Raw genomic sequence first — 19380 nt, forward strand, 5'->3', positions numbered from 1 at the left:
CTTTTAATCAATACCACAAAGGCGACGATTTACACAACCAAAAATATTTTTTCACCGTCGAACAATTAATTTCCTAAGCCAAACAACCTAGATAAATCGCTCGAAAACTTCGGCAATGTCCTACTCAACAAAGCTAATTATTACCAGCTGATTAAAACTACTAACCAGCTGATATTTATAAGTTTGAGGTTTCAATATTAACGATTAATTCTCTTCAACAATGCGCTTCATTTCAGTCATGTAACCGCGAAGCTCAGCGCCGACAAATTCAACCGAGGTATTGCGAATCGCTTCATTCACTTCAATCAAACGAACGTTATCTACACCGTTGCTGCTGTCAGCCAAACCACCACCTAAATACTCGCTAGACATGTTTTGCACGTAATCACGTAGCATTGGTACAGCGGCATGGTTAAACAAGTAACAACCGTACTCAGCTGTATCTGAAATAACCACATTCATCTCGTATAAACGCTTACGAGCAATGGTGTTAGCAATAAGCGGAGTCTCATGCAATGACTCGTAGTAAGCCGACTCTTCAATGATGCCAGCTGACACCATGGTATCGAACGCAAGTTCAACACCAGCTTTAATCATTGCAACTAAGAAAATACCTTTATCGAAATAAGTTTGCTCATCGATATGTTCATCACATGCAGGGGCATTCTCAAAGCCTGTTTCATTAGTTTCATTACGCCATTTCAATAGGTTGGCATCGTCATTTGCCCAATCTTCCATCATGGTTTTAGAGAACTCACCACTGATGATGTCATCCATGTGCTTTTCAAATAACGGCGCTAAAATACCTTTTAGCTCTTCCGCCATTTCAAACGCTTTAATCTTGGCTGGGTTAGACAGGCGATCCATCATATGCGTGATACCGCCATGCTTAAGTGCTTCAGTTGTGGTCTCCCAACCTTGCTGAATTAACTTAGCGGCGTAGCCTGGTTCAATGCCGTCGGCAACCATTTTTTCATAACCAAGAATAGCACCAGTTTGTAGCATGCCACACAAGATGGTTTGTTCACCCATAAGGTCAGATTTCACTTCAGCGATAAACGATGAGTGTAGAACACCAGCGCGATCGCCACCGGTGGCACTAGCATAAGCTTTAGCGACTTCAAAGCCGTCACCCTTAGGATCGTTTTCTGGGTGAACAGCAATCAATGTCGGTACACCAAATCCGCGCTTATACTCTTCACGTACTTCAGTACCTGGACACTTAGGCGCCACCATGATGACGGTAATGTCATCACGAACTTGCATGCCTTCTTCAACAATGTTGAAGCCATGAGAATAAGATAATACAGAGCCTTGCTTCATTAGCGGCATCACAGTGTTAACAGCATCTGTGTGTTGCTTGTCTGGAGTCAGGTTTAATACTAAATCTGCATCAGGAATCAACTCTTCAAACGTACCTACACGAAAACCATTACCGGTTGCCTTTTGGTAAGATGCACGTTTTTCAGCGATCGCTTGTGGGCGTAAGGCGAATGAGATGTTGAGGCCTGAATCACGCATATTCAAACCTTGGTTTAGCCCTTGAGCACCACACCCCAAAATAACAATGTTCCAGCCTTTGATGTAATCACAACCTTGGCTAAATTCACTGCGATCCATAAAACGGCACTGAGCCAATTGTTCTAGCTGCTGACGTAAGTTCAGAGAGTTAAAATAGTTAGCCATCTGATGTTCCACCTGTATTAAACAAATTTAGAAACTGGCTCAACCCGCAGGCTAAGCAGTGATTAAAATCACTATACTCGATCCATTAAGTTGCTTAAAATGATATATTCGGAACGCTGTATTGCAAAAAATGAAATACTAAAAAGGTCGTGAGGTGAGCATGGACATTCGTACCATCAAATTGTACTTACATCTATCCAACAGCCTGCATTTCGGTAAAACCGCCCAACAAATGCATGTCAGTCCATCAACCTTGAGCCGAGCAATGCAACGCTTAGAGGAAGAAGTGGGTGCCAAGTTATTTCAACGCGATAACCGTAGTGTTGCGTTAACCAATGCCGGAATAGAATACCGACATTTTGCTGAGCAGATGCTAGATCAGTGGACCAAACTTAAAACTCGATTAGACCCAAAACAGGACTTGCTTCGCGGCAGACTCAATTTATATTGCTCCGTCACCGCGGCCTATAGTCATTTACCCGCACTACTGGACAGATTTCGTCACGAACACCCCTTAGTTGAAATTGCGCTTCATACCGGGGATGCGGCCAATGCGGTAGAAATGGTCAAGCAAAACCAAGCAGATATTAGTATTGCCGCCCTACCTGAATCACTGCCGGACTCGGTGAAATTTACCAAAATTGATGATGTACCGCTGTCGATAATCGCACCCACATTTAAATGTAAGGTGCAGGAGTTACTCAGCGAAGCCTATATCCCGTGGGACAGACTACCATTTATCATTCCCGAGTTCGGTCCAGGACGTCGACGCATTGAAACTTGGTTTAAGCAATTAGGGCTCAATGCCAATGTTTATGCTCAAGTGTCAGGACAAGAAGCCATTGCATCGATGGTGGCACTTGGCTGTGGCGTCAGTATCTCACCTGAGGTGGTGATTCAGAACAGTCCTGTGCGCGATAGAATTCAATTACTGACTTCACCAGTGCCTATCGCCCCGTTTGAGCTTGGTTGTTGTTATCGAGCCAACCGCGAGCAAGAACCTATTTTGGCGGCATTCCTTAAGGTGCTGTAGGCCGTTGTTAACCTGAGTTATCAATGAAAGCGATTAGTGCAAAGCTTTTAAGTGCATAGGTTTTAAAGCGAGGATAACACCCTTTGCTATACTTCTAAGATCGCACATAACTTAGCTTAATTCATGGAACGATTATGCTCGCTGTTTGTCTTCTTCATTCTGTCTATCTCTGCTTCCTGCACTTATGCAGAACAAGAGTTTATCCAACCAGCGCTGACCTTTTGTGTTGAAGACACGGAGTTTCCTCCTTACAACTATTTTGACCGCAGCAACGGCCAAAAGCGACAAACACAGGGTTACGATGTTGATGTGCTGGCACGGGTTTTTGCCAGCACAGGCATAGAATACAAGATTGTCGCCCTACCTTGGCGACGTTGCTTAAAAGAAGTTAGAGAAGGACTCATTGATGCAGCGATGAGCGCCTCATTAAACGCGCAAAGACAGCAAGACTATATCGCCACGCAAGCCTACTACTATCTAACCCCGAGCTATTTCTATTTACACAGCGACTACCCCAATCCGCCTGATATCACCCACTTAGACCAGCTTATCCCCTTAGGGCACATCTGCGGCATTAAGGGGTTCAATTACCGCAACTTTGGTCTAACTCAACTGGACAAGCTCTATGAAATTAATGATTTAGCTCACTTACCTGATATGCTTAAACGCAACCGATGCGAATTTTTCCTGGCGCGCAAAGAGACCTTACTAGGTACTGCGGCGGTCAACAAGCTACATGATTTAGATGAGATCTTGAGAAACCAGCCAGTGCCTAATATTCAGCTGGAACCTTTCCATATGTTGATTTCACGCAAATCCGCCTACAGCAAACTGATTGAAGAGCAATTCAACCAAGTCGTCAGCGAACTAATTAGCAGTGGCGAGACTCAACAGCTGCTTGAGCGGCATATTGAACAACTCAAACAGATGGCAAATCAAGATTAACGTGGTTTATAAGGGCAATAATTAGGTTTGGGACCGATTTTGGGATGATTCCGACACGTTTCAGGGCGCTTGGCGTAAATCGTACAACGGCGAGTTTTACTATCTAAATAAAGACAATCATCGTTGGACATGCGTGCCAAAGTATAGGTGTCTGATTTGTGGCTGTAGTGGCTCACGATACGCGCTTTTTGCAACCGCTTAGCAATGACCTTGCCGTTTTCTTGCGCTTCAAACTCATCAACCAACTCCATGCGCACCAAATCACTCACGGTCACTTCTACCGGCAAAGTGCAGCATGTTGCATGGCAAGTATCACAGAGTTTTTTGCGATACTTAGTCCAAGTTGTTAAGTCATCAATATTGAAATAGCTCGAATTGCTTTTACGTTTTGCCACGTTTTACTCACACTGTGCTGAAAAAACCGCCGCGCATTATAATGAATATTCAGCCACGACCAAAGTCCTCAGCCCCATCGCAATGAAGTTTTTCTTCTATACTTAAGCCACAGCCTATGTAACCAACGGGGGTGACGATTGATACTTGCCATTTGCCTAGTCATGGTTGGCTTATCAGGGCTGTTAGCTGCAACGCTACCTACCTATCAAATGTGTGTTCTTCACGAGCAGCACAAAGGCTGGCGGCTACTGATGAGCATGATTGCCATGTTTGTATTTGGCTACATCGGGTTTATTTGGCTGCTGTTCCATCGCCCCACCGCGACACTCGAATTGATTGTTGCGGCTGTTTTTGCTGGCGGCGGCTTGTTTGTGTGGCTGGTAACCAAGATGAGCCGTCAGACCTTAGCTAAACTGATGCAAACCATCGACGATAAAGATTACCAAGCCAACCATGATCTGCTAACAGGTTTGCCAAATCGCAACCGATTTTACGACAAAATGGATGACATGCTACTGGCTACACAAAGCCAGTTTAGCTGTGTGATGATGGATCTCAATGAGTTTAAAATCATCAATGATACATTGGGCCATGAGGCCGGAGATGCGGTACTCAAAGAGGTAGGTAAACGCATCGCTTATGCCTGTCCACCCCACGCTATTGCTGCACGATTAGGCGGTGATGAGTTTGCTGTCATACTGCCCAATACCAGTAGTGAGCTGGCAACGGAAACCGCATTAAAAATTAAACAATCATTACTGCAAGACATTCAGTTTGATCACCATAAACTTGCCGTGGGTGTCAGTATAGGGATCGCCCAATTCCCATCAGATGGCAGTGATCGCCGTACCTTAATGAAAAGTGCCGACATCGCGATGTATCATGCCAAAAATCACCATACCCCATTTACGATTTTCAACCGCCAGTCTCAATCTAAGTAGTCTCTGCATCTTCAGTAGTATTTACTGCTACACTCAATAGCGACTTGATTTATAAATGAAACAAAAGGATTTGTTTATGGCTATCGCCTGTGTCAACACGCGTGCAAGTAAAGGAGTGGATGCTCCAACCGTGACAGTGGAAGTTCACTTAAGTAATGGGCTTCCAGCATTTAGCCTAGTCGGCTTACCCGAAACCTCAGTAAAAGAAGCCAAAGAGCGGGTTCGTAGCGCCATTATCAACGCGGGTTTTGAATTCCCCATGCGACGGATCACGGTCAACATGGCCCCTGCCGATCTACCTAAACAGGGAGGTCGCTATGATCTTCCTATCGCCATTGGCATTCTAGCCGCATCTAAGCAAATACCATTAACGGCACTCAAAGATCATGAATTTGTCGGTGAGCTAGCGTTGTCAGGACAAGTAAGATACTGCCAAGGACTATTGCCAGTTATCGTTGATGCCCGTAAACAACATAGCAAATTAGTCATGCCGCTAGACAATCGCCACGAAGCTGAATTAGTCGGTTATCAACAAAGTTACTTTGCCACTCACTTACAGCAACTCAGCGAATACTTGCATGGTCAAGCCCAGTTACCGTCCATCGACCCACAAACCCAGTGGATAGATAACGCAAAGCCGAAACACGCAGGCTGCTTAACCGATGTCATCGGTCAATATCATGCCAAACAAGCACTGGAAATCGCCGCTGCAGGCCAACATAACCTGTTGATGTTAGGCAGTCCGGGCACAGGTAAAACCATGTTAGCCAGTCGCATTATTGGACTCTTGCCTCAGCTCAATTACGACCAAGCATTGGAAGTTGCCGCCATTCACTCGGTTGCCGGCCAGCCCATGTCGCCACAATACTTTTACCAACGGCCATTTCGCAGCCCTCACCATACAAGCTCAGCAACTGCGTTAGTTGGCGGCGGTACTATCCCTAAACCTGGGGAAATCTCTCTTGCCCATAACGGCGTACTTTTTTTAGATGAAATAGCCGAATTTCCACGCAAGGTATTAGATTGCCTACGAGAACCCATGGAAACCGGCGAAGTAACCATTTCTCGTGCCGCTGCGAAATTAAGGTTTGATAGTCGCTTTCAGCTTGTAGCGGCCATGAACCCGAGTCCTTGCGGCGATATCAAACAATCTAGAGCCAGCAATGATCAAATTCAGCGCTACCTTTCGCGTTTGTCAGGTCCGTTTTTAGATCGGTTTGACCTCACTGTCGAAGTGCCCAAGCTGCCAGAAGGCACACTAACGCAGTCCGATACCCAAGGCGAAACAACCACCCAAGTGGCTCAACGTGTCGCCCAAGCAAGAAATACCCAGTTGCAACGCTTTGGCGTCCTCAACAGTCAGCTAAGTGGCAACCAACTTAAACAAGCAGGGTTTTCTCATGCTGATCTGCAATTTTTAGAGCAAAGCGTTTATAAACTGGGATTATCAGTGCGTAGCTTTCACCGTATACAACGGGTTGCCCGCACCATTGCCGATCTACAGCAAAGTGAACAAGTCAGTCGAAGTCACATTGCTCAGGCATTAGGGTATCGCGCCATGGATAGATTACTTAACAGCTTAAACCGTCCCTACTAATCTGTTGCTATAGCAGTGAATCACACTGTAGATCAGACATTTTAGGGAATTATCGCTAACTTAATGGTGTTGTCGATTGAGTGAAACGCGCGCAAAGAGTAATATAGTCGACCAAATTTTTCATTGGGGATGAAATGGGTCGCGTGTTTTCAATAATCAGGGGCTGTGTGGTTTTTTGCTGCTTAGTCATCAATACACTATTTTGGGTGATCCCCATTTTATGTATGAGTATCTTCAAGCTTATCCCTGTAAATAGCATGCGTAAATTCTGCAGTTACCTGCTAGACAACTGTGCCACCGCTTGGATTTCAGTGAATTACGCCATTGAACGGCTATTCCACCCGGTCAAGGTCAACGTCAACATTGATGGCGACTTGTCTACTAAAGATTGGTATATGGTGATCGCAAATCACCAATCTTGGGTCGATATTTTGGTACTGCAACGGGTCCTTAATCGTAAGATTCCGTTTTTAAAGTTCTTTTTAAAGCAAGAACTCATTTATGTTCCAGTATTGGGTTTAGCTTGGTGGGCATTGGATTTTCCATTTATGCGACGTTACAGCACTGCTGAACTTCGCAAGAACCCAAAGTTGCGAGGTAAAGATATTGAAATTACTCGCAGAGCATGCAATAAATTTAAGCATAAACCTGTGAGTATTATGAACTTTGTCGAAGGCACTCGCTTTAGTCATAGTAAACACAGTAAGCAGAGCTCACCTTATCAACATCTGCTCAAGCCAAAAGCTGGCGGTATGGCTTTTGCGCTATCAGCAATGGGAGAGCACATTCATAAACTGGTTAATGTGTCGATTTTTTATCCTGAAGGCACCCCCAGTTTTTGGCAATACATTAGCGGTCAAGTCAAACAGATCGATATCATTATTACCGTCAGTGATATCGCAGACTCTATGCGCGGTGACTATATTAATGACCGCCAGTTTAAGATTGCTTTCCAAGAGCAACTCAATGAGCTCTGGCAAGATAAAGATACTCAGCTAGCTGCGCTTGAAGCGCAATACGTTCAACCAAAGGTATAATTTTCACATGTTTAACTTTTTGCCCGGTCCTATTCTTTTTTTGCTAAGTAGCACCCTACTAGCAATTAACACAATAGTATGGAGCACCATCATTATCATTGGTGGCTTGATCAAGTTTGTTCTGCCTGTTCAAGCGATTAGAACGATACTCAGTCGATTAATGAACCGCTGCATGTGGGCATGGGCTTGCTGTAATGGCGGCATTCTTTTTCTTATTGCAAAAATAGAATGGGATGTTGAAGGGCTAGAAGGCTTAAAACAAGATGGCTGGTACTTGTTGATCAGTAACCACCTAAGCGGCTTTGATATTGCAGCCCTCACTTACGTGCTGCGTAACAACATTCCAATGTTAAAGTTCTTTTTAAAGAAAGAGCTACTTTATGTACCATTTATGGGTCTTGGTTGTTGGGCGCTTGATATGCCGTTTATGAACCGCACCAGCGCCAAACAGCTGAAGAAAAATCCGAAGCTAAAAGGCAAAGACCTTGAGACCACGCGCCGCTCATGCGCCAAGTTTAAGTACATCCCAACTTCAATCATTAACTATGTTGAAGGCAGTCGTTTTACTAAAGAAAAACATGCACGCCAAAGCTCGCCTTACCGCTATCTACTAAGACCTAAAGCGGGCGGCATTGCATTTACCCTGTCGGCGATGGGGGAGCAGTTTACCAACTTACTGAATGTTACCTTAGTCTATCCAGATGCCCCCGATGACGTTTTATCTGGTGTCATGCACGGCAAAGTTAAGCGTATTGTCATGCGTATTGAAACCCTGCCTGTACCGGAAGTGGACGATAAACGCTATTTCAATGATGCAGAGTGCCGTGCTCAATTCCAACGTTGGCTGAATGGTATCTGGCAACAAAAAGATGAACAGATCCATCAGATCCTATTAAAAAACAATTCACCACAATTGGTGGATGATCATCCAGCAAAAGCAAATGGATAACAAAGAGAGCCAATTGGCTCTCTTTTTTTATCTAATTCAAAATATTACCTCTGATACCAATCAGCATAAAGATGTGATCGCTCAGCGAGAGTTTAGCGCTTCTGAGGCAAGGTCATTAAATGCTCCTGCATTAATGACATTCACCACATCCATGTGGCTTGCAACGAATGAAGGGCATAGTGACGCTACGTTCAAGTTCGTTTACACAGTATCAGAGGCGCTAAAACTCGCCCTTTGGGAGCTTTTTTGGCTGCCTACTTCTTCGTTGAATAACTTCCCAATAGAACCACTATTACTTAAGTTATTGGTCTCGAACTAGTTGGCCAAAAATAGCTCTGAGTAGATCACTTTCTTATGCCGATTGGTATGACTATCAAAGACATTTTTAAAAACACAACAAAGTACACACTTGTATAGCTTGTTATTCTAATGTATAAATAGCGTCCAATTTATCCATCAGGAACAAAGTATGGCATCAGTTTTCAAGCTAATAACCTGCATCACGGCTATTGCCTACTTGTTACTGAGCCCAATATTGCTTGCCAACAACCTGCAGTCACTTAATCAGCCACTGACTTTCTGCCCAGTAGAGCAAAATTTGCTAGCCCCAGTCAGCCCGGTTAATCACACTTTCACCCTGCTAACAGCCAGTCCTAATAGTTATCTTGCAACAAGCTTGCAGCTACTAGGATGGGGTATGTTGCTGATCTTGCTTTTCACTTACATGGGCAAACTCATCATCAAACGTAAGCAAAAACTTGAAAGTCAGGTTGCAGTGCAGCAATCGGAAGCAAGGCTAAAGTTAGCATTGTGGGCCTCAGGTGATGGTATGTGGGATTGGGATATCAGCAGTAATGAGGTCACTCGCACCAATATCACTGACCCTAACTTATTGGAAGTGAAAGATCACACCTTACTGTCACGCATCCACGATGATGATAAAGCCTTAGTAACGGCAGCGCTTGATAGACACCTTAGCGGAGTTGATGATTTTTTTGAAGCAGAGTACCGCATCAAACACCCTCAAGGCCGTTGGATTTGGCTGCTTGATCGCGGCAAAGTGGTTGATAAGGACCAAGCAGGTAACCCGCTGAGAATGGCGGGAACCCATAAAGATATTACCCAGCGTAAAACCGTAGAAAATAACCTGAAACTCTCACAACTGGTGCTCAACAGCATGGGCGAAGCGGTGGTGGTGGGCAACCAAGACTATCAAATCATCTCTATTAACCCTGCTTTTACTGCAATTACCGGCTACCACGAGCCCCACGTTATCGAGGCTCACTTCCTGCAATTCATAGCAGAAGCATCAAGTGTTCATAGAGCCAATGAGATAGAAAACACCCTAAGTCACCAAGATGTTTGGTCCGGTGAACTCACGTTAAATCACCAACAAGGCAATCCCATTGTCACCCATTTGGAGATAAACAAAGTCTATGACTTGAACGGTAATGCTGAACATTTTGTGGCGGTATTTAATGACATTACCGCAAGAAAAAAAGCCGAAAAAGATCTTCAATATCTCGCTAATTTTGACAAATTAACCGGGCTACCCAATCGAACCCTGTTCCAAGACCGCATTAACCATGCACTCGCTCAAGCAAGCCGTAATAATAAAAAGCTTGGGCTGCTTTTCATCGATTTGGACCGCTTTAAACATATCAATGACTCGCTTGGGCACCACTTAGGCGACTTGTTGTTACAGGCCGTTGCAACTCGGCTGCAAAGTGCCATTCGCCAGGGAGATACCGTCGCCAGACTCGCTGGCGATGAGTTTGTCATTATTCTTGAAGATATTCGTAATGAAGACGCCGCTATCAGTGTCGCCAAAAAGCTGATTGCCGCCTTTAAAAAAGACTTTAATCTTGATAGCCAACAACTCAAAGCTTCAGCATCCATCGGACTAAGCTTTTTCCCCAAAGATGCTCACGACAGTGAAGGCTTAATCAAGGCCGCCGATGCCGCCATGTATCATGCGAAATCTAAGGGAAAAAATAACTATCAAAGCTACACCAAGGCACTTGATGAAAACTCAAGTCGATACCTTGCCATTGAAACCGGCCTTCGGCACGCAATCGCACGCAATGAACTGAAACTCATGTTTCAACCCAAACATCACCTTAAACATAACATAGTAACAGGCGTTGAAGCCCTAGTGCGTTGGCATAGTCATGAACTAGGGGAAGTGTCGCCAGCAGAATTTATTCCTATTGCTGAAGAGATGGGCGTCATTAATGACATTGGTACTTGGGTACTTAATCAGGCTTGTCAGCAACTAGCTAGCTGGCATCAACAGGGCCTAGAAAGTTTGACCATTGCCGTTAACCTCTCGGTTAAACAGTTACGACCTGATTTAGTCACTATGGTGGAAGTGGCGCTAGCAATGAACAATTTGCCCGCTCATGCATTGGAATTGGAAATTACCGAGTCGACCATAATGGATAAACCGGAGGAGTCGGCGCGACTGTTTAGCCAACTGAAACAGCTGGGCATATCCCTCGCCATCGACGATTTTGGCACCGGATATTCAAGCCTCAGTTACTTGAAACGCTTCCCAGTTAATACCCTAAAAATTGACCGAGAGTTTGTCCGTGGTATTGAAAATAAAGGCGCTGATGCGACCATCACCAACGCCATTATCACCTTAGCCCACAGCTTACAGTTAAGTGTGGTCGCTGAAGGGGTTGAGCAACAAAGTCAGCTAGACTTCTTAGTAGGTAAAGATTGTGACGAAGTACAGGGCTATAAATTCAGCAAACCCTTAGCCGCTGCAGACTGTTTTGACTATTTGAGTCGTTGGGCGCTTTAAAGCCCATAAAAAAGGGCACTAAACAGTGCCCTTAATCGCTTACCCAGTTTTATACTGGTGCTAATCTTGGCACCAAATGCACCCAGTCGCCAGGCGCTGCCAGCTTACCTTTTTGAATATCGGTTAACACTTGATAAATGCGGCGAGTATGGGGTCCCACTTCGCCATTACCAACCGTCACTACGCGATTGTCTTCAAAAATATAAGAACCGACTGGCGATACCACTGCCGCTGTGCCAAAACCACCCGCCTCAATAATTTCACCCGCTTCAATATCAGCAATAAACTGATCTAGCATCACTGTCTCTTGGCGCACTTCGCAACCCAATAACTCACCGAGCTCCAAAATAGACTGCGAGGTAATTGATTTCAAAATAGTGTCAGTGAATGTGGGGATAATCACCGTGCCATCTTTACGCACATGAAAGTGATTCATCGCGCCCACTTCTTCAATCTGTTTATTATTTGCATCTAAATAAAGCACTTGAGCTGCACCATATTCTGCAGCAGCTTTACCTGCTTTGAGTGATGCCGCATAGTTACCTGCAGCCTTTGACGCGCCAGTTCCGCCACTCACTGCGCGGTGGAAACGTTCACTGATCAATAATCGGATCGCTTTATCAAAACCATCTGAATAGTAAGGGCCACTGGGACTCAAAATCACGCAGAAAGTGTATTGTTCACTAGGGCTCACCGATAAACGGTCTTCAGTGGCAAAAAGGAATGGGCGGATATATAAACAAGCATCTTCCTGCATTGGGAACCACAGTCTATCAACATCAATAAGCGCATTGATGGCAGCTAACTGTTTCGCTTCATCCAATCCTGGAATACATAAAATATCTGCCGAGCGATTCAAACGCTCCGCATTTTTATCGAGACGAAAAGTGTAAATTTCACCATCTTCATGTTTAAAGGCTTTGGCACCTTCAAACACAGACTGGCCATAATGCAGCGCGATTGCACCTGGCGCAACTTCAAAAGGACCGTAGGGTACAATCCTAGGATCTCGCCACTCCCCATCGCGATAATCCATCAAAAACATATGGTCAGTTCTGAGGTTACCAAACCCAACATTGTCAGTAGGTTGAAACTGCTCAGTACGGCGTTCAGACGCAGGTTTTAAGTTATAAGTTATTTGCATTGTATACCACCTTGATTACTGACCTAGCAGACTATGGATGCACCGGGCTAAAGTCAAGCCTAAAGGGCTTACCTATTAGTCTACTCATGTAAGTTGCTGTGCACATTTTTAGCTCATCAGCAGATCGAAACAATCGAGTAGTAAACACAAACTAAAACGCTTCATTGACGTTAAAGTAAAAACCACTGTCACCATCACCAAATCCCATATCGAGTCGAAGGTTAACTCTAGGCTTTACCTCAAAGCGGTAGCCCACTCCGTAGTTAGGCAACACCGATTGGTCAAACAATTCACTGGCTTTATCGGCAATAACACCTGCGCCGGCCCAAAAGACCATGCCATGGCGGCCAGGCAGGTCAAGACGATACTCAGCTTGAGTAAGCAGCATTTGTTTATCGCGATAACGCCCGGTGGTGTAGCCGCGTAGACTATCACCGCCACCAATTTTGCTTAGCTGATCCCAAGGAATATCTCCTTGCAAAAAGCGGCCTCTTACCTGCCAAGCAATCACGTCACTTCCCCAAACTGGCAAGTACTCACTATACAAAAACGCTTGTTTTTCAAAGTCAGTTTTACTACCCAATTGTTGTCGGTACCAGCTCGATTCCAGCTCTATGATTCGCCCTCGCTGTGGGTTAAGGGTATTGTCTCGCGTATCGTAGTTAATGAGTAAATTGACGCCGACACTGCGTGAATCTTGCGCTAACAGGCTAGTATCAACGTCGCTATCATTTGGATTAATATCCGATGCCCTCGCTAGCTGTAAATCAAAGCCAACACCAATAAAACTGTTGGCAAACAGCTGCTGCACCCACATAGGCTTTAGGGCAAAAGTAAGCGCATTAAAATCGACACGATTAGCATCAACATGATTCTGATTATATCCAACACCATAGTAGACATCGGGCACATCAAATAGCTGAGCATCGAGATAAAAGCGTTGCCGCTGATTGAAAAAAGTCCGGTTTTGTAAACTTGCGCCTAATGCTCCATTAGTAGATGCCAAGCCATTAATCACCAACGAAGATAACTGCAGATCTTCATCTTCTGCATTCACTTGATACAAGCCCACTGCAGAAACGCCAACACCAAGATCCATTTCAGGGTTGTAAAAAGGACCCGGTAACACACTAAAATCAATCAGCTTGTCGGGATCAAATTCACCATCAGCGCCCAGTTTTTGCAAAAAATCTTCTAGCCAACCTTGGTCATCGTCAGCTTGACTCACCAGGCTAAATCCACAACCAAGGATAAACAACAGCGCCGCAATCAACCCCTTCATTGCGCATCTTCCTGTTGGTGAGATGCTGCTTCATCAAATTGCTGATCAAATTGCGCAACTTCCATAAAGTCCAAATGAGTAAAGCCATCACGCCATAATCGCTCAGGGATATGCTCAAAACTCGCTTGATAACGCTCAGCGACAAATAAGTGCTGCAGTGCAATATCATCTAACTCTATAGATTGCAGCGATGCGGGTAAGCTCAGTCGATGCGCTGTTTGCTGCTTAACTACATTGGTTAACTCTTGCTGCGTAACTAAATTAAACGGCACCAAATAGGGTTTTTGCTCATCCCCCATCTGATAATGACGTAACAACAACATCGCCTTACTTGGCAGCGGCTCGGATGAGTCCCACCAAAGACCATCAACAGCCTCAAGTAACTCAGCAGTTTGTGCCTTATCTACGGGTACAAGATAACGCAATGTCGCATCCAACCACTGAGTCATGTGTTGATTATATAGTTCAGTGTTCATGGCCAAATTGTTACTCAATAAGGCGGTGGCGATTTTGGCACCAAGCATGTTGGAGTAAAGGTCTTCTGGCGAATAAGCAGAAACTGTTTCTGACCAAGGTGCTAATGTTCGATAGCCATGCCACTGAGCAATTTCATGAGCCTCAGCCATAAAGTAGGCTTGGCGCGCAGCAACGTGAATCGCTAACTCCCGCAATGCTGTTGCTGATAATGTGGAAGTATCAAAAGCATGAAATTGAATATAGCGCTGACCAATCTCATCGGGTAACGCCACAGTAAATTCTTGCCCAAGCCGACGTTGGATTAAATAAAACAATGCAACGGTATTGTCGGCAGTGTCACGTACATGGGCCAAATCAATAAAGCCGCCTTTTAAGGTATAAATTAAGCCATTATTTTCGCCACCGCGGCGACCATTAGGCAGGCCTTTTTGATGACTAAAATTACCGGCGTCAAAGGCGTGGGGACCAATATCATCAATACTGACGGTATTGGAAAATCGATAAAATGGGATATGAGTCGCTCCCATCTTGATCTTATGGTTATTACCAAAGGCACAGCAGGGTCTAACCGACTGTGGCATGGTCGCTTTGGGGTAGCCAAGTACATCAAACTCCCCCATTGCGATAGGATCAGGCTTAGCATCCAGTGCCGCAGCAACGGCCTGAGGCTGGGGCAGCGAACGGACTTGCCATTGGTTACTGCTGCAACCAGCCACAACACCAAGCAGCACTAGCATAACTATCGCTTTCACTGCACAAACCCTTTAATGGCTTCGGTAACAATATCTGGATACTCATTGCTGATACCATGAGGGGCACTTGGAATAACGACAATCGGTGCATTTAATGCTTCAGCAAGCGCTATTCCAGAATAAAGTGGAAAGACTTTATCCTTCTCCCCCCAAATCAACATAGTAGGCGGTAAGCTTTCCACGTCGATGTCGGCGGCAATATTGTCACGGTGCTGTGGCAAAGTACGGATCAACTCGCGCTTTTGCGCTTGCCATTGACTGAAGTAATGCTGGTAAATTTGCTCGTCGATAAACCCGGGGTACCAAGGAAAGTTATCAAAGGTTCCGGCTAGCAAATGACGCATCTGAGCCTTATTTTGTGGCACGAAAATCTCTTCAGGCTGCTCTACAGAAAAACGCTGACTCAGCTTATCAAGCTCTTTGTCACTGAACAGATAGCCTGGGCTTGCTAGCAACACCGCTTGAGTAATGCGCGAGTCATGCACCATAAGATCAACACTTACGAACCCACCATAGGAGATGCCAACGATATTAACCTCGGCTAACAGCAACTCATCTAACAACAACGACACCACTTCACTCTGAGCAGCTAAATTGGCATCGGCATGACTAAAAGATTGACCAAACCACAACAAATCCGGCGCAATAACATGATAATCCTTGGCTAAGTTCAACATCACTTGTTGCCAACTCGATTGAGCATCACCGCCAAAGCCATGTATTAATAGTATGCTCGGCTTGTTGCCCGCTTCGCCAACTTGCCAATAATGCAGTTTCCCGCCATCCGCTAAAGACAAGTTGGCCGACTGATAGCCTGCTTGTATCAGTTGTTGATTATCTTTTTGCTGCTGATAGCTAACCGCCGAGCACGCTGATAGCAACCAAGCTGCCAATAACACCGCACTGATTTTGAAATACTGCATCATAACTAGAACCTATAACCTAAACTCAACATGCCGCTGGTACGGGTACCAAAGCCAATCTCTAACAATAGATCGATGTGCTTCGTCATGGAAAATTGCCCCCCAACGAGTCCATTCCATTTGTCTTCTAGGTGCTGGTTAACTTCAAACTTGCCATTTTCCAGTAACGCTAAATTATTCCCTATGCCGATATCATGCAGATAACCACTAAAGGTCTGCTCAACGTTCTGATACATGGCGCCAATCCAAATCTGCATCTCATTATTACCATGAGGAATGCGATAGCCCATGCGTGGCGACACCACAATCGTGCTGATTTCACCGTCCAAAATATCTAAGTTAGTATTGGTATAATTGACATCAAGCAACGCGAACCAATTACCGATGCCGCCAACTAACGTACCGCCAACCCCATAAGTGGTACCTTTAAAGTTCAGCTCGAAATCAAAGGGATCAGAGGTAATCACGCACGGCGGACGAAAACAGGGCAATACATCGGTAATATCAACCTCAACCTCCACATTTGCCACACTACTGCCCTTAGTATGACCAATCACACCGTAGAGATTTAAAAATGGCAGTACCCACATATCGGCTCGAAATGTGAGTGTTTCTGACTCTTGAAATGCTTGGCTACCATTGATGGAAATCAGATCATCAATCGGCCCTAAACCTGAAAAATGCACCGAATCGACGATAAGTGGCTGCTCCATATTCATATAGGTCAACGAAAAGCCATAGGGTTTAGGCAATTCATAACCTAAATCAATGGCATCCTGCGCCCATATAGGAAATGTTCGACCATATTTTTCACTGGCGCTTTGACGCTCAATAGCATCGACAAATGTGCAGGTCATGGTAAACACCACGCCCACAAGAACTCTGAACAACATATCAGACCTTAAAGAATCAATAATGGGGAAAACAAAAAGACAACACTCGATAGACTGATTATTATCTTTGATAAAGATGAAGATAAGCTGAAGAATGAGGTAGGTTAACAGCTCAAATCCGTCAACTAGATCACGCTATGGGATACTTTTTAAGCACACTTCTGTAGAAGATAAATCACTGGCTCTCTACCTGTTGACGATCCCTTTCGCCAACAAATAAAATCAAAGACCAACGAAAACACCATCAGCGATATGCATTTTGGTAATATCACAAATATTAAGATAACATTAATTAATACCATTCAGTTTTGGTTCAGCAACAGTCCTCTACCATGCCCTCAACGACAACAGAGTCGCTTACGAATTAACCAAGAGAGCATAAATCATGAAAAAGCAAACTATCGTAATCGCTACCCTATTATCTTCAGCAATGGCAATGCCTGCGATGGCCGCAGATTGGTTCATCGGTGGTGGTGTAGGTGCTCAGCAAAACACCTATAAAGGCAGCGTCACTGACAATGTAGACCCTGGTTTCAGCCCAACGTTAAACGGCAAAGAAACTGAAAATAACGTGTTCTACGAGTTGCGTGGTGGTGCATACTTAAATGACAACAACCGTATTTACGCCACTTACAACTACAACTCAGATGACTTTACTAGACAGCAAAGCCTACTGTTCTCATATGACTATCTAGTTGGCTTAACGGCTGACAACAAACTTAACTGGTTTATTGGTGCCACTGCAGGTTTCAACCACATTAGCCCAGACACAGATGAACTAAGCTCTAAAGATCGTTTCGTTTGGGGTGGTCAAACTGGTCTAATGTACAAAATCAATGACAATGTCAGCACTGAAATCGGCTACCGTTACTTGAAACAAGATTACGACGTGTCAAACACCTATGGTGAAGACCCAGTACCAAGCCCAATGAACAGCGGTATCACTGAATCAGCATCACTGAATGATAGCCAGCAACTTTATCTATCAATTGATTACCGTTTCTAAGCAGTAATCCAAATAAAAAAGCCCCTTAAGGGGCTTTTTTATTTGCCTAATGATGAATTTACGACTAAACCTTTAGGCAACGAAACGAGGAGTGAACATGAACAGCTATACCCCTATTGCTTGCGAACATCATGACTATATTGAGCTAGCCTGCCTAAGAGGGTATCCAGTCATCATCACATTAACAGATAACTCTGAGTTAAGAGGTCGCGCGGTAACCACGGAAACCCGCTCCGATCACAGCGAATGGTTATTGCTCGATACCGCAGTTCACCAAAAGTCGGTTCGGTTAGATTGTATTGCGCAGTTAAGTACCGATATTGAAGGGGCGGCATTCTCTACAATTTGTCTAAAGTAGCCTTAAAGTGACTCAAAATAGGTAAGCATTTACTATCGAGTTAATCTAAGCCCATCCCAATAGCGTCTATTGATATTCATTTTTCAGACTGTAAAAACTAGCATCGCAATCAGATCTAAAATAATTACGATTTTTAGCCTGTTTTTTCTACATTTAGCATAATTAACTATTCCTTCAATGGCCGTCACTGATAGAATCGAATGACCCATCCAGAAACTATTAGGACTCCCCTATGAGCCTCGAATTACTGTCCAAGCTGGAGACAAAAATCCAAGCAGCACTTGAAACCATTGAGCTATTAAAAATGGAACTCGAAGAAGAGAAGCAAAAGAATGTTGCTTTGAGTGAACAGAACCAACAACTCAGCCAAGATCTAAACTCTTGGAACGAGAAAGTGACCGGGCTTGTTGGTCTGCTAAATGATGAAGTCAGCTAAGCTGATGATCAGCTGTGAATGCGAAGACGAGGCCTAGGCCGTCTTCGCTTCGCTATTTTGTGCTTCAATCAAACTATTTAATTCGATAATCGCCTTTTTCACTTCAGGCATGGTCTTCCTTGGTAATAAAAATTTCCCCTTTTCGAATTCTAATCGACCTAGGTCTTTAACCCAGATCACCCCAGACAAAAAAATTCGCGCGTGCTTGACTATTAGTTTTGGTGCATAGACAGGAAATACTCTCACGTGACCTCCTATAACCGTTTTGTTTTAGTTATTGTACCCAGTCTTTGACCGCCTTTTTACCATGAGAGTTTCATTAAATTTAGTTTTTTTTTGTAAAGATTTGATACTCGCTGTTTGCCGCAAAACTTTCCTATTGTCTATCAGACGAATAGCTAATGTAGAAAAATAGAAATGACGCTTGCCAAATTTTTGACAGACTGCTAAGTTAGAGGTGTTACTCAGGGTAAAACTGAGCCATATGGCTCGATAACCGTATTTCCAGCGACCAGGGAATACGGTTTTTTTTGGCCTATCGTTTGCCGCAAATGCGCCATAATACCAATCGGTATAATTCCCAAGCTTGATAAACAGCTGGCCATAAAAAAGGAGGCCATGGCCTCCTTTCAAATAGCAATGACCCGTCCTAAATAACGTTGACACTTTTCAAACCTTTTTTGGAGAGTGTTATGAAATCAATAGTTAAGCGAACT

General features: G+C 44.3%; 19 protein-coding genes. 11 read left to right on the forward strand and 8 right to left on the reverse strand.

The features are described from left to right. Positions 1-204: 204 nt before the first annotated feature. Complete coding sequence (gene ilvC / locus ACHUFW_RS20410; RefSeq protein WP_394205729.1) at positions 205-1686, reverse strand: ketol-acid reductoisomerase; 1482 nt, start codon at positions 1684-1686, stop codon at positions 205-207. A 160-nt stretch (positions 1687-1846) separates the two neighbouring features. Here ilvC and ilvY point away from each other — a divergent pair, with 160 nt between their 5' ends. Together ilvY and ACHUFW_RS20420 are read left to right on the forward strand one after the other, a co-directional pair. Continuing rightward, positions 1847-2719, forward strand: coding sequence for an HTH-type transcriptional activator IlvY (gene ilvY / locus ACHUFW_RS20415; protein ID WP_394205730.1), 873 nt, complete (start codon positions 1847-1849; stop codon positions 2717-2719). Between the two features lie 123 nt (positions 2720-2842). Beyond that, positions 2843-3664 carry a substrate-binding periplasmic protein gene (locus ACHUFW_RS20420; RefSeq protein WP_394205731.1) on the forward strand — a complete coding sequence of 274 codons (822 nt, stop codon included), beginning with the start codon at positions 2843-2845 and terminating at the stop codon, positions 3662-3664. On the opposite strand, the gene ACHUFW_RS20425 is transcribed toward ACHUFW_RS20420, so the two are convergent. Continuing rightward, entirely contained in the window at positions 3661-4059 is a 399-nt protein-coding gene (locus ACHUFW_RS20425; RefSeq protein ID WP_394205732.1) for a YkgJ family cysteine cluster protein, read from the reverse strand. The genes ACHUFW_RS20420 and ACHUFW_RS20425 overlap by 4 nt on opposite strands. Before the next feature lie 138 nt (positions 4060-4197). On the opposite strand from ACHUFW_RS20425, the gene ACHUFW_RS20430 reads away from it, so the two are divergent. The 6 genes from ACHUFW_RS20430 to ACHUFW_RS20455 all read left to right on the forward strand — a co-directional run bounded on the left by ACHUFW_RS20430 (position 4198) and on the right by ACHUFW_RS20455 (position 11393). Continuing rightward, positions 4198-5001, forward strand: a complete 804-nt coding sequence (locus tag ACHUFW_RS20430; RefSeq protein ID WP_394205733.1) for a diguanylate cyclase domain-containing protein — start codon at positions 4198-4200, stop codon at positions 4999-5001. Between the two features lie 76 nt (positions 5002-5077). Beyond that, positions 5078-6598, forward strand: coding sequence for a YifB family Mg chelatase-like AAA ATPase (locus tag ACHUFW_RS20435; protein WP_394205734.1), 1521 nt, complete (start codon positions 5078-5080; stop codon positions 6596-6598). Between the two features lie 134 nt (positions 6599-6732). Then, positions 6733-7635 (forward strand): acyltransferase, encoded by a 903-nt coding sequence (locus ACHUFW_RS20440; protein WP_394205735.1) that lies wholly within the window; start codon positions 6733-6735, stop codon positions 7633-7635. Between the two features lie 7 nt (positions 7636-7642). Beyond that, positions 7643-8584, forward strand: coding sequence for an acyltransferase (locus ACHUFW_RS20445; RefSeq protein WP_394205736.1), 942 nt, complete (start codon positions 7643-7645; stop codon positions 8582-8584). Further along, positions 8577-8903, forward strand: a complete 327-nt coding sequence (locus ACHUFW_RS20450) for a hypothetical protein (RefSeq protein ID WP_394205737.1) — start codon at positions 8577-8579, stop codon at positions 8901-8903. The genes ACHUFW_RS20445 and ACHUFW_RS20450 overlap by 8 nt, the downstream gene beginning before the upstream one ends. A 150-nt stretch (positions 8904-9053) precedes the next feature. Then, complete coding sequence (locus ACHUFW_RS20455) at positions 9054-11393, forward strand: putative bifunctional diguanylate cyclase/phosphodiesterase (protein ID WP_394205738.1); 2340 nt, start codon at positions 9054-9056, stop codon at positions 11391-11393. A gap of 49 nt (positions 11394-11442) precedes the next feature. Here ACHUFW_RS20455 and ACHUFW_RS20460 read toward each other — a convergent pair whose 3' ends face one another. The 5 genes from ACHUFW_RS20460 to ACHUFW_RS20480 all read right to left on the reverse strand — a co-directional run bounded on the left by ACHUFW_RS20460 (position 11443) and on the right by ACHUFW_RS20480 (position 16864). Then, positions 11443-12537, reverse strand: coding sequence for a branched-chain amino acid aminotransferase (locus ACHUFW_RS20460; protein ID WP_394205739.1), 1095 nt, complete (start codon positions 12535-12537; stop codon positions 11443-11445). Between the two features lie 151 nt (positions 12538-12688). Next, positions 12689-13819 carry a BamA/TamA family outer membrane protein gene (locus tag ACHUFW_RS20465; protein WP_394205740.1) on the reverse strand — a complete coding sequence of 377 codons (1131 nt, stop codon included), beginning with the start codon at positions 13817-13819 and terminating at the stop codon, positions 12689-12691. Next, complete coding sequence (locus ACHUFW_RS20470; protein ID WP_394205741.1) at positions 13816-15048, reverse strand: DUF4056 domain-containing protein; 1233 nt, start codon at positions 15046-15048, stop codon at positions 13816-13818. Before ACHUFW_RS20470 ends, ACHUFW_RS20465 begins: the two co-directional genes overlap by 4 nt. Then, positions 15045-15974, reverse strand: a complete 930-nt coding sequence (locus tag ACHUFW_RS20475) for an alpha/beta fold hydrolase (RefSeq protein ID WP_394205742.1) — start codon at positions 15972-15974, stop codon at positions 15045-15047. The genes ACHUFW_RS20470 and ACHUFW_RS20475 overlap by 4 nt, the downstream gene beginning before the upstream one ends. Before the next feature lie 2 nt (positions 15975-15976). Next, positions 15977-16864 (reverse strand): virulence protein, encoded by an 888-nt coding sequence (locus ACHUFW_RS20480; protein WP_394205743.1) that lies wholly within the window; start codon positions 16862-16864, stop codon positions 15977-15979. Positions 16865-17249: 385 nt separating this feature from the next. Between ACHUFW_RS20480 and ACHUFW_RS20485 the strand changes: the two genes are divergently transcribed. From ACHUFW_RS20485 to ACHUFW_RS20495, 3 genes are all read left to right on the forward strand, one after another. After that, positions 17250-17870, forward strand: coding sequence for an outer membrane beta-barrel protein (locus tag ACHUFW_RS20485; RefSeq protein WP_394205744.1), 621 nt, complete (start codon positions 17250-17252; stop codon positions 17868-17870). A gap of 97 nt (positions 17871-17967) precedes the next feature. Further along, the gene (locus ACHUFW_RS20490) at positions 17968-18228 is read left to right on the forward strand and encodes a Rho-binding antiterminator (protein WP_394205745.1); all 261 of its coding nucleotides are present in this window, start codon (positions 17968-17970) and stop codon (positions 18226-18228) included. A gap of 232 nt (positions 18229-18460) precedes the next feature. Beyond that, complete coding sequence (locus ACHUFW_RS20495; RefSeq protein ID WP_028773665.1) at positions 18461-18664, forward strand: cell division protein ZapB; 204 nt, start codon at positions 18461-18463, stop codon at positions 18662-18664. Between the two features lie 33 nt (positions 18665-18697). Here the strand turns inward: ACHUFW_RS20495 and ACHUFW_RS20500 are convergent, their stop codons facing one another. Further along, on the reverse strand, positions 18698-18910 hold the full coding sequence (locus ACHUFW_RS20500) for a DUF1107 domain-containing protein (protein ID WP_394205746.1): 213 nt from the start codon (positions 18908-18910) through the stop codon (positions 18698-18700). Between the last annotated feature and the right edge of the window lie 470 nt (positions 18911-19380).

This window comes from Shewanella waksmanii (assembly GCF_043643685.1).
Taxonomy (GTDB): Bacteria; Pseudomonadota; Gammaproteobacteria; order Enterobacterales; family Shewanellaceae; genus Shewanella; species Shewanella waksmanii_A.

Bases quoted from the DNA above. Each gene is read 5' to 3' on its own strand.
- ilvC (WP_394205729.1), bottom strand. From the start codon at position 1,686: ATGGCTAACTATTTTAACTCTCTGAACTTACGTCAGCAGCTAGAACAA.
- ilvY (WP_394205730.1), top strand. From the start codon at position 1,847: ATGGACATTCGTACCATCAAATTGTACTTACATCTATCCAACAGCCTG.
- ACHUFW_RS20420 (WP_394205731.1), top strand. From the start codon at position 2,843: ATGGAACGATTATGCTCGCTGTTTGTCTTCTTCATTCTGTCTATCTCT.
- ACHUFW_RS20435 (WP_394205734.1), top strand. From the start codon at position 5,078: ATGGCTATCGCCTGTGTCAACACGCGTGCAAGTAAAGGAGTGGATGCT.
- ACHUFW_RS20440 (WP_394205735.1), top strand. From the start codon at position 6,733: ATGGGTCGCGTGTTTTCAATAATCAGGGGCTGTGTGGTTTTTTGCTGC.
- ACHUFW_RS20445 (WP_394205736.1), top strand. From the start codon at position 7,643: ATGTTTAACTTTTTGCCCGGTCCTATTCTTTTTTTGCTAAGTAGCACC.
- ACHUFW_RS20450 (WP_394205737.1), top strand. From the start codon at position 8,577: ATGGATAACAAAGAGAGCCAATTGGCTCTCTTTTTTTATCTAATTCAA.
- ACHUFW_RS20455 (WP_394205738.1), top strand. From the start codon at position 9,054: ATGGCATCAGTTTTCAAGCTAATAACCTGCATCACGGCTATTGCCTAC.
- ACHUFW_RS20460 (WP_394205739.1), bottom strand. From the start codon at position 12,537: ATGCAAATAACTTATAACTTAAAACCTGCGTCTGAACGCCGTACTGAG.
- ACHUFW_RS20465 (WP_394205740.1), bottom strand. From the start codon at position 13,819: ATGAAGGGGTTGATTGCGGCGCTGTTGTTTATCCTTGGTTGTGGATTT.
- ACHUFW_RS20475 (WP_394205742.1), bottom strand. From the start codon at position 15,974: ATGATGCAGTATTTCAAAATCAGTGCGGTGTTATTGGCAGCTTGGTTG.
- ACHUFW_RS20480 (WP_394205743.1), bottom strand. From the start codon at position 16,864: ATGTTGTTCAGAGTTCTTGTGGGCGTGGTGTTTACCATGACCTGCACA.
- ACHUFW_RS20485 (WP_394205744.1), top strand. From the start codon at position 17,250: ATGAAAAAGCAAACTATCGTAATCGCTACCCTATTATCTTCAGCAATG.
- ACHUFW_RS20490 (WP_394205745.1), top strand. From the start codon at position 17,968: ATGAACAGCTATACCCCTATTGCTTGCGAACATCATGACTATATTGAG.
- ACHUFW_RS20495 (WP_028773665.1), top strand. From the start codon at position 18,461: ATGAGCCTCGAATTACTGTCCAAGCTGGAGACAAAAATCCAAGCAGCA.